The organism is Pseudomonas sp. D3-27, from assembly GCF_051132165.1.
In the GTDB taxonomy this organism is placed as follows: domain Bacteria; phylum Pseudomonadota; class Gammaproteobacteria; order Pseudomonadales; family Pseudomonadaceae; genus Aquipseudomonas.
In genome coordinates this window covers 67,089-82,743 of sequence record NZ_CP071667.1, presented here as the reverse complement: position 1 = coordinate 82,743, position 15,655 = coordinate 67,089, and the positions used below count along the sequence as shown (strand labels likewise).

The following is a 15,655-nucleotide window of genomic DNA, read 5'->3' as shown; positions in this document are numbered from 1 at the left end:
TAGTACTCATGCTGATCGCATTTCTGATTTTTCTGGTGACGATTGTTCTCGTCATCTGGCAGCCAAAAGGTTTGGGTGTGGGTTGGAGCGCCGCTCTAGGGGCTCTCGTGGCGCTGCTGGCAGGTGTCGTGAGCGTGTCCGATATCCCCGTGGTGTGGCAGATCGTATGGAATGCGACTGCAACCTTCATCGCCGTCATTATCATCAGCCTGTTGCTGGATGAGGCGGGATTCTTCGAGTGGTCGGCGTTGCATGTGGCCCGTTGGGGCAACGGTAGCAGTCGTAAATTGTTCGCCTTCATCATCCTGCTGGGGGCGGCGGTATCGGCCCTGTTCGCCAATGACGGCGCGGCGCTGATTTTGACTCCGATCGTCATCGCGATGCTTTTGGCCCTGCGCTTTTCGCCGGCCGCTACGTTGGCGTTCGTCATGGCGGCGGGATTCATCGCTGATACCGCGAGCTTGCCTTTGGTCGTATCCAATCTGGTGAATATTGTTTCCGCTGATTATTTCAACATCGGCTTCAGCGAGTACGCTGCCGTCATGGTGCCGGTGAACTTGGTCAGCGTCGCAGCGACCCTGGTCATGCTGCTGTGGTTCTTTCGCAACGATTTGCCACGTACGTATGAGCTTGATCAGTTGAAGGCCCCCGAGGCAGCCATCCGCGACAAGGCGACGTTTATTGCAGGCTGGTGGGTACTGGGTTTGTTGCTGATCGGTTTCTTCGTTATCGAGCCGCTGGGCGTCCCGATAAGCGCCATAGCGGCCGTCTGTGCGTTTATTCTTTATTTGATCGCCGCCCGTGGGCACGTTATTTCGACTCGCAAGGTACTAAGAGAAGCACCTTGGCAGGTCGTAGTGTTTTCGCTGGGCATGTATCTCGTGGTCTATGGCATGCGTAACGCTGGCCTCACCGATTACCTGGCGCAAATTCTAAATGTCTTCGCTGGTTATGGCGTGTGGGGAGCGGCGTTTGGGACAGGGCTGCTGGCCGCAGGTCTTTCGTCGGTCATGAACAACATGCCCACTGTTTTGGTGGGGGCGCTGTCGATCCACTCCACAGAGGCTACCGGTGTCATCCGCGAGGCCATGGTCTACGCCAACGTCATCGGCTGCGACCTGGGACCGAAAATCACTCCTATCGGCAGCCTCGCCACCTTGTTGTGGCTGCATGTGCTGGCGCGCAAGAACATCGTCATCACCTGGGGCTATTACTTTCGCACCGGCATCGTCCTGACGTTGCCAATCCTGCTTGCCACCCTGGCCGCATTGGCCATCCGCCTGAGCTTTTGAACCGGAGATGGTTAATGAAAGTCTTGTTCATGTGCACCCACAACAGCTGCCGCAGCATTCTGTCCGAGGCGTTGTTCAATCACTTGGCACCCTCCGGTATGGAGGCCGTCAGTTCAGGCAGCTTTCCCAGCGGCAAGGTCAATGAGCGGGCACTGAAAACACTGCAAGCCGCCGGTATTCCCACTGTCGGTCTTTCGAGCAAGGCGTCGGATGCCTTCGAAAGCGCCCCCCCCGATATCGTCATTACCGTGTGCGATCGCGCAGCCGGCGAGGCCTGCCCGATCTTCTTCGGCCCGTCACTCAAAGCCCATTGGGGCCTGGCCGATCCCTCTGCGGCAACGGGGAGCGAGGCGCAGATCGAGGAAGCCTTCCAAAACACTGTGGCGAAAATTGATGAACGGGTACGCGCTTTCTTTGCGCTGCCTTTGCAACAAATGAGCCCGGATGAATTGAAAGGAGAGCTAGCCCGCATCGGCTCGCTCTGATCCTTGGATCAATGGAGACTGAAATGAACGACAACCTGCCGAATATTCAATCAGAGCTGATTGATCTCCCGTCGCTTGAGCGGCTGGAGCCCAAGGATCCTTCTACTCACAAACCGCGCATGCTCCTACTGTATGGATCAACCCGTCAGCGCTCATTCAGTCGTCTTCTTGTCCAGGAAGCAGCCCGCCTGTTGGAGGAACTCGGCGCCGAGGTCCACATTTTCGATCCGTCCGGGCTGCCGTTGCCGGATGACGCTCCCGACTCACATGAAAAGGTGCTTGAGCTTCGTAAGCTGATGCAATGGTCCGAAGGCCAGGTGTGGTGTTCGCCTGAGCGCCACGGCTCGATGAGCGCCGTTTTCAAGGCACAGATCGACTGGGTACCACTGGCGATGGGGTCCGTGCGCCCAACCCAAGGCAAGACCCTGGCGGTGCTACAGGTCTGTGGCGGTTCGCAGTCCTTCAACGTAGTGAATCAGTTGCGAGTGTTAGGCCGCTGGATGCGCATGTTCACTATCCCTAACCAGTCTTCGGTACCTAAAGCCTTCCTGGAATTCGACGATGCCGGGCGTATGAAGCCCTCGTCCTTCTATGATCGGTTGGTCGATGTGATGGAAGAACTGATGAAGTTCACGCTGCTGCTGCGCGATCGCCAGGACTATTTGGTTGACCGCTACTCCGAGCGCAAGGAGTCGGCGGAGGAGCTTTCCAAACGGGTCAACCTTCGGTCCATTTGAGGTATCGAAACCATTATTGTGTTTGTGACATTCCACCCGCGAAGCTGCTGAGCTCGATTGAGCTGGTTACCTACAACATAGTTTGACACAGACCCTCAAGTAAACCGGGGGCTGTAGGATGATCCGGGATCCACACAACAGCAACATAGACTGACACACGCGCGTCACATTTCAAATACGGTACCCGATTGGTAACAACATAGATTGACACAACAGCGTCGGCGTTCGTTCATGCCGAAACGCTATGCGAGCGCGACTTGGCACTCACCCGTTCGGAATAGAGTTTTCAGCACAGGCTCAGTGCGATGTCTAAACCTGTGCGCAACCTTCGACCGGCCCCCATCAGCACGTAAACGGTGTTTTTTGTTAGAAACAAGCAGTCGTGGATGAAGGAAACACCCAGTGTCGTTTTGACCCAATCACCAGGTGCGAAGCGGCCTTTACTGTCTTGGATAACGGTCGAAGCGTAAACGAGAGCAGGAATCAGCTCTCTATCCGTAATGGCTTTCCGCTGACTTGTTGTGACGTCGAGATCCAATATCGCCCAATCAGCAACAAGACAATAGGCACGGGAAGGGAAATGCAGGCGGGCGAGCGCTACAGCATCTGGGGTGGTGAGTTGGCATCCGTCTATTTTCTCACCACAAGAAAGCACTGAAATATAATCTGCCAAATTCATGACTACCTCCTGCCGATCAAAAAACCGATTCGAACGAGAAGCTCAAAATGACATGCCCTCCGACACTTGAATCAGCATTTCTTCGACTAAATGTGTGCCAAAAGTTGTAGCGACCAACGACGATGGGCTTTCTCCCAAAAAGCGGGCTTTGGGTTTGGAAAGCCATTGTTTGGCCTTAACTTTGTCACCGAAGATCACCTCGGCCATGGCGGTAATATGTACAAACCGGAAAAGGCGATCGCTCTCAGGCAGCGTTAAAAGCTGATTGGCTGACAATCTTGTTTTTAGCGTTTTGGGTTGAATGATTCTGTCGCGCTCTTGGTCGCTTAAGGTTCCATCATCACAAAGCATTTTGATCAGGCTGACCGAGAAGCCAGCTACTATCATGTCGTGAATGTCCAGATCCGAGGCATTGACAGAGATATGAAGAAGCCTCTCCAGACGCATGCGATAAGCATGATAGACATCCTGACGCAGGACGACAGAAACCATGGGCCGCACTGATGTTGCGTTGTGCACGGGCGTTAGCACTAATGTGCCATTCGCTACCATTAGCTCCAGGTCGTCCCCAACACCTAACCTCATTTGGTCAAGCAACTCTTGAGGCAGATCGATGATGATGTCGCCAGTACCGTCCTCAGTTTTTTGGCACTTGACTATCCAACGCTCGTTTTCACTCATGATCGTCCGGCCCTCATCCGCCATCAGAATGACACACATCATTATGCTTGGGCGCAGAGCTGACCAAAGGAACCGGCGTTCCGCTGACAGACAGGCGCTGCCGCTGCTCGAACGCCAGATAGCGAGTGAAAGGGCAAAAAATGGGTCAACGGCAATACCTGCCTTTCCACCTTCACATGGCTAAGCCTGAGCGTGATCAGGTAACTACACGAAAGGATATGAAATGCACCCTGATGAGCTTTATGTTTCCGTCGATGTCGAGACGTCTGGGCCTATACCAGGCGAATACAGTCTGCTTTCCATTGGAGCTTGTCTTGTAGCCCAACCTGAAACGTCCATTTATCTTGAACTACGACCTGACAGTCCGAAACACGACCCCGAAGCGCTGGCAGTATCGGGGCTGAGTTTGGAGAAGCTGGAGCGCGATGGCCTCGCTCCGCAACAGGCGATGCTGACATTTGATAAGTGGCTGAAGTCGTCCTGTAAAACGGGGCAAAAGGTCATTTTCGTAGGACTCAATGCACCGTTTGACTGGTCATTCGTCAACTACTACTTTCATAAATACTTGGAAACTAACCCCTTTGGTTTTACCGCTATCGACATGAAGGCCTACTTTATGGGCGCTGTAGGTTGCAGCTGGCAGGAAACAAAATCATCCAAGATGAACGCTGCGCTGAAGCCACTCAGCGAGCCGAACCATAACGCATTGGATGATGCCCGCTTTCAGGCAGAGCTCTTCGCCCTGATGCTAGCGGGTAAAGGTAAACGCTGACCTGCCTTCCACCCTCACGGACTTAAAGCTCATCTGACCCAGGTGGCCTCAACATATCTGCCGTCCCTGAACGACCACGCCTTGATACCTTCGGGTTTTTCGGACTTGCCGACAATAACGGCTATCGGGCGCGGCAGATCCTGCGTGTAACGTGCAGCGAATTTGGAGAAGCTGCCGATGTCTGCTGGAGAGATCACCGGAACGGACTGGGGATGCGTATGCCAATACCCTACCAGACGTAACCCTTGTTCGTTGGCAGCCTGGATCTCCTGGCGGCACCGCTCCGCATCCAACTCTAGCCAAGACCAGCCTGATCGATCGGCGCGATGGGGCACCGTGGCTAAGGCCAGCAGCAACCCTTTCGGATCAACCGGGTTGACGAATAACTGTCCCCCTCGCTCCACGCCAAAAAGGCCCTGCCGATGACTAACCAAGATGTCCGCGACAGCTTGGGACACCAATAGCTCGGAATTCACCTCCGGCCATCGCCAGCGCCATGCGATATCCGTCATACCGTTTCGTCCTTATCTTCCGGCCATCCACGCTCGAGTAGGATTTGCTGCGCCCCCACTGGCAGTTTGGGCCCTTGGTATCGGCCTCCCAGGCTCAGCACATCTTCAGGTCTGTAAATGCTGCTGATCCAAGATGCAGTGGCGATGTTGCCAGTCAATGCGCGTAGGGCCGTGTGCGACACCATAGAGGCGATATTGGTCATCCCCAGTGACCCGCCTGGAATGAAGCTCTCCCCACAGGCGGGCAGCGGAACAACGCCTCCTCCCGGCCATTCTGTGAATCTATGCACGAAATCGCCGACGTCCGTGAATAGATGACGGCCATCAAAGGTGCCGGCTGGTGCAAATAGCGCATGACCTACTTGGGTATGCGGCTCGCTCCAGGCTTGTACAAGCCCCCAAGGAGCGCCGCTGGATTTGACTCGCCATACAGTGACTTCCGACTGCCAGTCTGCTGTCGTGATCACCACCAGATCTGCGTTATCGAACACTTCTGGTTTGCTGCTCATTACCACTTCGGCAAAAGTTGAATATGCGGTGCATTCTGTCGTCGGAAGATCTAACAGAATCTTGTCCCTTAACGCTGAAGCTTTCAGTCTCCCTAGACTATCCGCTCCCAGAACGTGCCTTCCCAGATTGGCTGACACCAAGGTGTCAGGATCGATGAGAGTAAGGTGGCCGACACCGGATCGTGCCAACTGTATTGCCACTGCGCTGCCTAACGAGCCAACGCCAACACAAACGACTCGAGCATTTTCAAGGTGCTGCGCAGTGCCGCTTATATCGCGGGACAGAATGGACGCTCGATCAAGCACGTCCAGGGTAGTTGCTCGGACGAGCGCCGGTGGATGTGCATTTGCGATAGCTGGCCGGCGCCGCGCTGTACGCAGGCCAAACTTTGCCCCCCGCTCCTGCTGTACGCCGAGCGAGCGCACGTTGAGGCAGTATGTTGGAGCATCTGCCCCTCCTGGAAGCTCCAGAACAATCCATCGACTCGCCAACGTTCCATTCTGCTCAAACCATGCCAGCAATTGCTCGGCATCGTCGGGTTTAAGGTGGGGCGTTAGCCACGGCAATAAATCTTCTGGATCCGGGGTGCGGATATCCGGATAAGTCTGAAGCTTGACGTAAAAACCGGGAGTTTCAGCCGCGCGAATGACAGTGGAACGCCCGACAACCCGTCGGTAATGCCCTTTGAGTGCAGCTACGTTCGATGCTAACCAAACCGTTTCCTGACCGGATGGCACAGCCCGGCGCGGATCGCTGAGTGCAAACAACTGCGAGGCGGCCTGAGGTCGATCCAACAGTAAAAGGTTCTGGAATGACTGACCGTGCTGAAAAGACCAGTAGGTAGTGATCTCATTCTGAAATTCGATATCGCGCGTTGCCTGGCTTGATCCCATCTTGGACAACGAAACGATCTGTGCCAAGCGAGCAAGGCTGTCCTCTACCACAACCTCCGGGGAGCCCATGATGGGGCGTTCCTGAAAGCCATGAAGGCAAAGCCCCGACCTGGTGGCATGCGGCCAAACCAGCCATGGAGAGGGTTCGACGTTCAGCCGCAAAAGCCCACGGGGAAAATTGGAGGGGAAACCAATACGCAGTCGCCGCTCCTGCCCCGTGTAATCGATGGGCAAGGGAAAGTAAAAGGACGCCGCTTCGTCAGCCCGCATGGGTGCGGGCTGGAGCAATGCATCGGCAGCGTCCTGACCTAGGGTATTTCGCAGTGCGACGATTCCGCGCTGCAACGGCGTCGTAATAGGATCAGCCAAGGCGTCCAACTGGCTTTACGCTCGACTGAGAGGTTGCGCCACCGCTGGCCCCTCCGAAGAGCGAACCCATCGAAGCAGAATTTCGAGTAGTGCCATCCGGTCGACCGGGCATGGTCCAATTCGCAGGGATCTCATTGTTCACTGCTGTAATGAATGCCGGTGCTATACCGAAATTCTTTTTTACTGCCTCGGCAAAGGAATCATTGGATTCAAAACTTTCCAAACCCAATGATACGGATGCACTGGCGTCCGCATGCCACTTGGCAAATGCCTGGCGATAGCCTTGCCCTTCGCCTGGTCGATTCCACTTTTCTGCAAAGTTTTCGCCGTTATCGGCAGGGTTGCAGACAAAGCAATCGTTACCTCTATGCGCGATGTGCTGCGGCATTCTGCGGACGATTTCCAAAATTGCATCGAGCGGAGCCAAAGGCTTCGACTGCGATTCCTTCACGACATCCAGATATGCGTGAGTGGCCAGGGTGGTGATGACCGCAGATATGGGGCGAGTATCAGCACTCCTTGTGTTGATGGCCCATTCATCGCGATGCCGCTTGAGCAGCTTTATGGTCGCACGAAGGGGATCTTGATCGATGTAATCCTGATAATGCGGCAAAGGATCTTGTGTCGCGGCATCGAGCATCCGCTGGCTTTTGGCAACTACCAAGCTTTCCAGAGAGATTTCCTGGGCGGAGGCAACCTGTAACCAATTCGAGTACGGGATAGGGCTGCTTGCTTTCCACCCTGTGACCCGATCCGGAACCTCCAGCTTTCCCTCGCCGTTTGCTTCGCCATTTCCGTTGATTGCGCGGGCAGGCGTGACGTCGATGTGGAAGCCTGGATTTTCGTCGGCATAAACGATGCGGATGCCCCGACGTAACTGTTTAACTTCTTCCTGAACGCGGGAACCTTCCCTAAAACGCTGCTCAATCGCCTCTAGAACTTCCTTCGCACTAGCGCCTTGAGCGTGAGGGAGCCAGATAATCGCGTCCGCATCAATGGTGTCCAGATCCGCAGGCGCGCCGGGGATTGGCTTGATAGTCGTTTTCAGCCGCATCGAGCCTTGAACGAAGATATGGGCCTCAGCGAGCAGCGGGTTGTCGGAAGCCGAGAGGATTTTTTCCAGTTGGGAGTAGCGGTCATTGATTTTTTCGTACTGCGCTTCCGACAGCGAGATCTCCCGCGCGGCGCGAAGCAGAAAATATTCCCAACTGCTGCGCTTGGTCTGTTCGTTGCTCAATAGCATTTACCTAGCCTCCTGGGCCACCGAGCCCAATTGCAGTGTTTGCGTAAACCGATCATGGTTTTCTTTGTCCCGATCGAAGATCAGGTACGTATGTTGATGCTGCGTTGTGAGCAACGCGCCAAACTCGATGGCCAATGCCGCAGGAATAGCGGCGAAGACGTGGATAGGGTCAGGAGTCAGAGCTTCAAGCTGGCTCAGTCGTATTTGAAGTGCGTCGCGAAAGGCATGAATCACTCGACGGTTCTGTACCATCGCATAGCTTGGTTCTGGGATCGCCAGCTCTGCAATACGTGCACCGGGCAGAGCGTCGGTCACGTCGCGAACTGGGACTTGCGCAGAAATAGAAAGCACCAGCGCCAGTGGCCCGTCGCCTTCGGGGGGAGGTGTAAACAAATAAACGGGCGGCTCAGCGGACTGATCGGGCCAGCGCAAACGATGTTCGCGGTGAAAGGAGAAGAGCAAGCGCTTGGAACGGTCGCCGATACTCTGGCCCAGCATCATCAAAGCCGGGATGTCGGCCAAGCCGACTACTGCCAGCGCAGGCGAATCGCCGTAGGTGCCGCCGCGACGCTTGAGTTGCTGTTCCAGCTCATAGTGGATGCTGTCTTTGACGTTCTGCCAATAGGTAGTGTCGCGGCCGCGTGGTCCGGGCGCAGGGAAAGTGATTTTGATGCCTTGATCGAAGGCGGTTAATCCCTCGGCGGACATCGCAGTCAACAGATCGCGAACGGGAATATCGTTGATTGTCTGAAAATGCTGACTTTGGACGATGAGAGGAATGGCTCTACCACCATCGGGGGTCGTTGCGGCGAGTCGGATGCGTTCCAGGTACGCTTGGTGTAAACCACTCAAATCATTTTCAGGATACCCATCTGCGTCACGATCAATTTTGTCATGACAACCTGGGCACAGGAGCATCAGATTAGCGGTATCGTTTGTGTGCGCCTCAGCATCATGATCGGCGCGTCCCCGAGGGCCTTTGGGACTGGCGGGCAGAATATGCGCCACTTCGCCCCATCTCATTGGCTTGCCGGCACGATAGTCGAACGTCAGATCCGTACCGCACAGTTCACAATGACCAGCGGTCTGTGTCCATACGATCCGCTTCGTCTCATCATTTGTGTTGAAGCGCCCGCTTGCGGGCTTAGCGTCTTCTTGTTCTGCCATTCCGACCTACCCCCGAGAAACATCCATGATTGAAAACGATGATGGCAAGATAAGATCATATTAAGGTCATTTGCCTCAATTTCAAGAGAGATCTGTGGGTGACGAATGTTGAGTCGGCTGTGAGCCAGAATGAATTCTTGGCTCATCGAAACGCAGTGGTGGCAGCGTTCGTTTTCAGGCAAGTGCTGGTGGGTAATGGCACTGACCACAGCGTATGTATCGAAATTAGCGAGTTTATGCAAAAGACATAAACTCGCTAATTTCAATACATATCGCGAACAGGACTGATGAGAACGAGCTGTGCAGCTCAAACGAAGCCGCAAAAGCAGCCCCCCTTTTGTACATTCTCTACGCGTCAGTCCCTGCCAAGCTCAGCGGATAGGTTTCGACGGCGCATGAGCTGATAGGCCGCCGGAATGACAAACAGCGACAGCAAGGGCGCCGTGACCATACCGCCAATCATCGGGGCGGCAATGCGGCTCATCACCTCGCTGCCGGTACCGCTTCCCAGAAGTATAGGTAACAAACCAGCGATAATCACCGCCACGGTCATGGCCTTGGGTCGAACGCGCTGCACAGCGCCTTCACGAATCGCAGCCATTAACCCGCGTTCTGTGTTGTCACCGACGTCTTGACGCTCGGCCCAGGCATTTTTCAGGTAGAGCAGCATGATCACGCCAAATTCGGCAGAAACGCCGGCCAAGGCGATAAAGCCCACCCCGGTGGCAACCGACAGGTTGAATCCCAAAAGATAAAGAAACCATGCACCGCCCGTGAGGGCAAATGGCAGCGTGGCCATAATCAGCAGGGCCTCGTCAAACCGGGCAAATGTCAGGTAAAGCAGCACGAAGATGATCAGCAGCGTGGCAGGGACCACCAGTTTTAGTCGTGCGTTGGCCCTCTCAAGAAATTCGAACTGACCTGAGTAGCTCAGGCTCATGCCGGGCTGCAACTTGACCTGCTCGCTGACGAGCCGGCGCAAATCGGCGACAACGGAGGCAATGTCCCGGCCGCGCACGTCGATGTACACCCAGCCTGAAGGCCGTGCGTTTTCACTTCTGAGCATCGGCGGCCCGTCGTTGACCTTGATCTTCGCCACTGTGCCAAGGGTGATCTGGCTGCCTAGCGGGGTGTAAATTGGCAACTGCTCCAAAGCGCCAAGCGAATCCCGCCACTCCCGAGGGTAACGGACGTTGATAGGGAAGCGTGCAAGCCCTTCAATGGTCTCGCCGACATTTTCACCGCCGATAGCGCCGGCCACGATTGACTGCACATCGGCGATATTCAGTCCGTATAGGGCGGCGGCTTTTCGGTCGATATCCACGTCGATGTAACGTCCACCGGTCAATCGCTCGGCCAGAGCCGAACTGACACCGGGTACGCCCTTGGCCACTCGCTCGACCGCCTGTGTCGCGGAATCGATCTCCGTCAGGTTGGTACCGGCAATCTTTACGCCAATGGGACTTTTGATCCCCGTAGCCAGCATGTCGATTCGGTTGCGAATCGGTGGTATCCAGATATTGGTCAACCCAGGAACCCGCACCGCTCGGTCCAGCTCCTCCACCAGTTTTTCCTGAGTCATGCCCGGGCGCCATTGCTCCTGCGGCTTGAACTGGATAGTGGTTTCGAACATCTCCAGCGGCGCCGGGTCGGTGGCAGTTTCGGCACGTCCCGCTTTACCGAAGACATGTTCGACCTCCGGCACGGTTTTGATCAGGCGGTCAGTCTGTTGGAGCAGCTGCGCCGCTTTCTGCGCGGACAATCCGGGCAGCGCTGAAGGCATATAGAGCAGGTCGCCTTCATTTAAAGGCGGAAGAAACTCGCCACCCAAGCGCGACATTGGCCATAGCGCACTAAAAAACACCAATGCCGCCACCAGCAGCGTGACCCTCGGTCGCCGAAGCACTGCATCCAGAGCCGGCTGGTAGATCCGGATGAGCCAGCGGTTCAGCGGGTTATTTTTTTCACTAGGAATCCGTCCTCGAATCCAATAGCCCATCAACACCGGCACCAAGGTCACTGACAAGCCTGCTGCTGCGGCCATGGCGTAGGTCTTGGTGAAAGCCAGCGGGCCGAACAACCGCCCCTCTTGCGCTTGCAGGGTGAACACCGGAATGAACGAAAGGGTGATGATCAACAAACAGAAGAATAGAGCTGGTCCAACTTCAGTCGCTGCTTCGGTCATTACATGCCAATGACGCTCACCCTTCAGTTCCTCACCAGGATTGGCTACGTGCCAGGCCTCAATCTTCTTGTGTGCGTTTTCGATCATTACCACAGCAGCATCGACCATGGCGCCGATGGCGATGGCTATCCCGCCCAAGGACATGATGTTCGCGTTAATCCCTTGGTAGCGCATGACAATAAAGGCCATCAGCACACCGACCGGCAGGGAAATGATCGCCACCAGGGACGAGCGCAGGTGCCAAAGAAAGATCCCGCAAACCAATGCGACAACGATGAACTCTTCGATGAGCTTGTGGCTGAGATTTTCCACAGCACGGTCGATCAGCTTGCTGCGGTCGTAGGTGGTGACGATTTCCACCCCGGCCGGCAGGCTGCTTTTCAGTTCGTCGAGTTTGGTTTTGACCGCCGCAATGGTCTCGCGAGCATTCTTACCGCTGCGCAAAATCACCACGCCGCCAACCGTCTCGCCTTCGCCGTCGAGTTCGGTGATGCCACGGCGCATCTCCGGCCCCAACTGGATCGTGGCGACATCACCCAAGTTCACCGGCACACCGCCCGATCCCAGCTTGAGTGGGATCGCCCGAAAATCATTGAGCGTCTTCAGGTAGCCGGATGCACGCACGATGAACTCGGTCTCTGCCATCTCCAGCACCGCGCCACCCGTTTCCTGATTGGCCTTGCTGATCGCTTCGCTCACCTCGGCCTGCGTAATACGAAGGCTGGCCAATTTGAGCGGATCTAGCTGTACCTGGTACTGCTTGACCATGCCGCCCACAGTGGCCACTTCCGCCACATTGGGCAGGGTCTTGAGTTCAAACTTGAGGAACCAGTCCTGAAGTGCGCGTAGCTGCGCCAGATCATGCCCGCCAGTGCGATCCACCAGCGCGTACTGGAAGATCCATCCTACGCCTGTCGCATCTGGCCCCAACGCTGGCTTGGCGCTGGCCGGCAAGCGGCTTTGTACTTGGCTCAAGTACTCCAACACCCGCGAGCGAGCCCAATACAAGTCAGTGCCGTCTTCGAACAGCACATAGACAAAGCTGTCACCGAAGAACGAATAACCACGCACCGTCTTGGCACCTGGCACTGAGAGCATGGTGGTGGCCAACGGATAGGTGACCTGGTTCTCGACAATCTGGGGTGCTTGTCCCGGATAAGGGGTGCGGATGATCACCTGCACATCGGACAAGTCTGGTAGCGCATCAATGGGCGTGCTCTGCACCGACCAAAGGCCCCAGGCCGTTATAAACAGCGTCGCCAGTAGCACAAGGAATCGGTTGGTTACTGACCAGCGAATAAGGGCAGCAATCATGGCTGGCCCCCTGATTTGTCCAGACGCTCAACACGCAATCCGTCGTCGGTCTGATTCACACCTATCCGGACCTTGTCGCCCGTTTTAAGGCCCTGCATCAGAGCGGGAGTGGCGAGCGGGAACGTCATCGTCATGCCAGGCATGCCCAACGTCTTGAAAGGGCCGTGAGCGAGAGTGACTTCTTTATCGTTGATCTCAACGATTTGCCCATCCGCTTCATGCAAACCGGCGGCGGCTGCGCTGGTGGGTGAAGGTTCCTCTGATTTGGCAACGATGCCCTTAAGACTGGCCTCTGAGTCGAGCAGGAACTGGCCAGAGCTAACCACTTTCTGGCCCTCTTCCAACCCTTTCAATATCGCCGTCTTGCCATCGTTTTCCTGCCCAAGTTGCACCTCCACGGGACGATAGCGACCGGCGTCTTCAGCGAGCATCACCAAGGCACGTCGACCGGTGCGAATGACTGCCTCGCTCGGCACCCACAGCACACTTTGCTCCATCGCGCGATTAAGGCTCACGCGTGCGGTCATACCCGGCCTGAGACGGCCTTCCGAGTTAGGCAATTCGACGCGCACGCGAAGGGTGCGACTATCGGGATTGGTTTCTGGAAGAATCGCGCTTACCACGCCATTGAGCACGACGCCTGGGAACGCGGGCAAACGCGCCTCAGCCACTTGTCCCAGCTGGATCGACCCGGATTCAGTCTCCGGGACCGCCAGAGCCAGCCAGACGTTATTCAAACCATTCACGCGTGCCAGTGTTTCGCCGGCAGCCACTGTCATACCTTCGCGCACATCGAGTTCTTGCAACACCCCACTGATGGGGCTGGTGAGGGTCAGGTTTGGGTGGACTTTGCCACTGCGCTCTACTTGAGCAATCGATGCCGCCGGCATCCCGGTGAGCCGCAAACGCTGGCGAGCCGCTGCCAGCAAGCCCGCATCGCCGCTACGCTTGAGTGCGAGAAACTCCTCCTGAGCCGCAGACCACTCCGGGACAAGAATATCCGCCAAGGCGGCGTTGGCTTTGATCACATCGCCAGGAGCATGGGCATACACACGCTCGACGAAACCCGCCGTACGGGCCTGGATGACGGCAACGTCGCGCTCGTTGAAGGTCAATACACCCACAACATCCAGACTCGAACCAAACACACCTCGACTGACAGTAGCCAGTCGCACGCCAAGATTCTGGGTCAGGCTTGGATCAATGCGAACAGTGGCGCTGTCCCCCTTGCTATCCGCGTACTGAGGGACCATCTCCATGTCCATGAAGGGCGACTTACCCGGCTTATCGAATTTCTGTTGTGGGTACATGGGGTCGTACCAATACAGAACCTTGCGATCGACTGAGGACTCCGGCTTCTGCTCCGATGCTGCGTCCGGCACTGCGCTCACCCTCGGCTGGGCCAACCAGTAACCGCCGGCAACGCCCAAAGCAATTGAGATGCTGACAACAAAAAACCCTTTCCATGTCCCAGAAATCATTGAGCGGACTCCCCATAGGCGAAATACAGGCGAGCGCTGGTGAGAGCACGCTGCTCTTCAACATCAATCTGCCTAAGACGGGCTTCGATAAGCTCGCGCCGAGCGGCCACGACGGAGTTCAAATCGCCCCTGCCGGCGCGATAGCTAGCCATAGTGAGCTCGACCTTTTCTTTAGCCAAAGGGAGCAGACTGCTCTGGGATCGATGGACGGCGCGATTCAGGCGCTCATAGTCGGCCACCTGATCTTCTAGTTGCTGGGTGTGCTCGCGTGAAAGGACTTCACGCTCAGCCTCAAGCTGGTTGAGTTCCGCGTGCTTGGCTGCAATTTTGGGGTTTTGTCGTGAATCTGGAAACAGCGGTAGATCCCATGAAAATTGCACGCTGACCATGTCGCCGAACTCTCGGCCGCGATGCTGGTAATCGACTTCCCAGCTCCAATCAGACCGCTTTTCCGCTTCGGCCTCGCGGACCCTGGCCTGCGCTTCGCGGGTCATTGGTGCAAACGCAGCCAATTCTGGGTGATGTTGAACCTTATGAGAGTAACCAGAGGCTTCTACAGGCCATTCAGGCAAGCTGCCCAGAGGTTTATCGTTCGCGGCTGGTCCAATCCAGCGCTTCAGGGCCGCTCGGGCTTGCGCTCTTTGACGAATGAGATCGTCTTGCCGCTCTTCCAATTGTGCCGCCTCTTGTCTGGGCGTGACGGCATCAGCAGGTTGAGCGCGGCCACCGGCAATTTGGGCGCGGACAGTATCGGCCAGCAGGCGGTTTTCCCTATAGAAGTCCTGGAACAGCGCGTCTTTACGCTCAACGGAATAGCTGCTGATCCAGGCCAGCGCCGTGGCCTGACGAACCTTCAGACGTTCGACCTGACGCTCGGCGGCAGCGCGGTCAATGGCTGCATCAGCAACCTCGATCCGGGCTTTTCGTTTGGCGCTGTTCGGCATTTCCTGACTCACGCCGACCATTTGCATGGTCATGAAGTCCTGATCGATGCTCCAGCGATCCGGCCCCCCAATGGGATAGTTCTGTATACCTACCAGCAACTTGGGATCGGGTAGTTCCCCGGCTGGGATGGCTGCACTATTGGCAGCACGAATTTTTGCATCTTGTGCAGTCAGCGACGGCGCATTGTTTTCAGCCAGCTGCAAAGCTTCATCGAGTGTCAATGCAGCAGCGAGACTCGGCAAGGCCAGTACGCTTGCCGCCAATATGGTCACGAGGGGCCACCCTGTGCAATAGCACTTGGATTTCATGGTCACGATTCCTGTGATGATCCACCGCGCGCCTCATGAGACATGCGCGCAGATATGCCATCCCGCATGACGCGGAATGAGG

Annotated in this window: 13 protein-coding genes; 4 read left to right on the top strand and 9 right to left on the bottom strand. The window is 56.1% G+C overall.

Annotation, left to right across the window (positions count from 1 at the left end; translation table 11 throughout):
* Positions 1-8: 8 nt before the first annotated feature.
* From J3P92_RS00400 to arsH, 3 genes are read left to right on the top strand one after another with little or no spacing between them, the layout of a single operon-like run.
* Positions 9-1,292 carry an arsenic transporter gene (locus J3P92_RS00400; protein WP_434561498.1) on the top strand — a complete coding sequence of 428 codons (1,284 nt, stop codon included), beginning with the start codon at positions 9-11 and terminating at the stop codon, positions 1,290-1,292.
* A 14-nt stretch (positions 1,293-1,306) separates the two neighbouring features.
* On the top strand, positions 1,307-1,777 hold the full coding sequence (locus J3P92_RS00395) for an arsenate reductase ArsC (RefSeq protein ID WP_434649570.1): 471 nt from the start codon (positions 1,307-1,309) through the stop codon (positions 1,775-1,777).
* 23 nt (positions 1,778-1,800) lie between these two features.
* The gene (gene arsH / locus J3P92_RS00390; protein WP_434561496.1) at positions 1,801-2,514 is read left to right on the top strand and encodes an arsenical resistance protein ArsH; all 714 of its coding nucleotides are present in this window, start codon (positions 1,801-1,803) and stop codon (positions 2,512-2,514) included.
* Between the two features lie 286 nt (positions 2,515-2,800).
* Here the strand turns inward: arsH and J3P92_RS00385 are convergent, their stop codons facing one another.
* Together J3P92_RS00385 and J3P92_RS00380 are read right to left on the bottom strand one after the other, a co-directional pair.
* Entirely contained in the window at positions 2,801-3,193 is a 393-nt protein-coding gene (locus tag J3P92_RS00385; RefSeq protein ID WP_434649567.1) for a DUF6957 family protein, read from the bottom strand.
* A gap of 42 nt (positions 3,194-3,235) precedes the next feature.
* Positions 3,236-3,874: an antitoxin Xre/MbcA/ParS toxin-binding domain-containing protein gene (locus J3P92_RS00380; RefSeq protein WP_232849647.1), complete on the bottom strand. Its 639-nt coding sequence runs from the start codon at positions 3,872-3,874 to the stop codon at positions 3,236-3,238.
* A gap of 223 nt (positions 3,875-4,097) precedes the next feature.
* Between J3P92_RS00380 and J3P92_RS00375 the strand changes: the two genes are divergently transcribed.
* Positions 4,098-4,646, top strand: coding sequence for a 3'-5' exonuclease (locus J3P92_RS00375; protein WP_434649565.1), 549 nt, complete (start codon positions 4,098-4,100; stop codon positions 4,644-4,646).
* Positions 4,647-4,675: 29 nt separating this feature from the next.
* Here the strand turns inward: J3P92_RS00375 and J3P92_RS00370 are convergent, their stop codons facing one another.
* From J3P92_RS00370 to J3P92_RS00340, 7 genes are all read right to left on the bottom strand, one after another.
* Positions 4,676-5,158 carry a Mov34/MPN/PAD-1 family protein gene (locus tag J3P92_RS00370; RefSeq protein ID WP_054068364.1) on the bottom strand — a complete coding sequence of 161 codons (483 nt, stop codon included), beginning with the start codon at positions 5,156-5,158 and terminating at the stop codon, positions 4,676-4,678.
* Entirely contained in the window at positions 5,155-6,939 is a 1,785-nt protein-coding gene (locus J3P92_RS00365; protein ID WP_434649562.1) for a HesA/MoeB/ThiF family protein, read from the bottom strand. Before J3P92_RS00365 ends, J3P92_RS00370 begins: the two co-directional genes overlap by 4 nt.
* A complete protein-coding gene (locus J3P92_RS00360; protein ID WP_434649559.1) occupies positions 6,923-8,173 on the bottom strand; it encodes a nucleotidyltransferase domain-containing protein in 1,251 nt (416 codons plus the stop codon). Before J3P92_RS00360 ends, J3P92_RS00365 begins: the two co-directional genes overlap by 17 nt.
* Positions 8,174-9,340 carry an SAVED domain-containing protein gene (locus tag J3P92_RS00355; RefSeq protein WP_434649556.1) on the bottom strand — a complete coding sequence of 389 codons (1,167 nt, stop codon included), beginning with the start codon at positions 9,338-9,340 and terminating at the stop codon, positions 8,174-8,176.
* Positions 9,341-9,695: 355 nt separating this feature from the next.
* Positions 9,696-12,839, bottom strand: coding sequence for an efflux RND transporter permease subunit (locus tag J3P92_RS00350; protein WP_434649554.1), 3,144 nt, complete (start codon positions 12,837-12,839; stop codon positions 9,696-9,698).
* Positions 12,836-14,320 carry an efflux RND transporter periplasmic adaptor subunit gene (locus tag J3P92_RS00345; protein ID WP_434649552.1) on the bottom strand — a complete coding sequence of 495 codons (1,485 nt, stop codon included), beginning with the start codon at positions 14,318-14,320 and terminating at the stop codon, positions 12,836-12,838. The genes J3P92_RS00350 and J3P92_RS00345 overlap by 4 nt, the downstream gene beginning before the upstream one ends.
* Positions 14,317-15,573, bottom strand: a complete 1,257-nt coding sequence (locus tag J3P92_RS00340) for a TolC family protein (protein ID WP_434649549.1) — start codon at positions 15,571-15,573, stop codon at positions 14,317-14,319. Before J3P92_RS00340 ends, J3P92_RS00345 begins: the two co-directional genes overlap by 4 nt.
* Positions 15,574-15,655 lie beyond the last annotated feature (82 nt).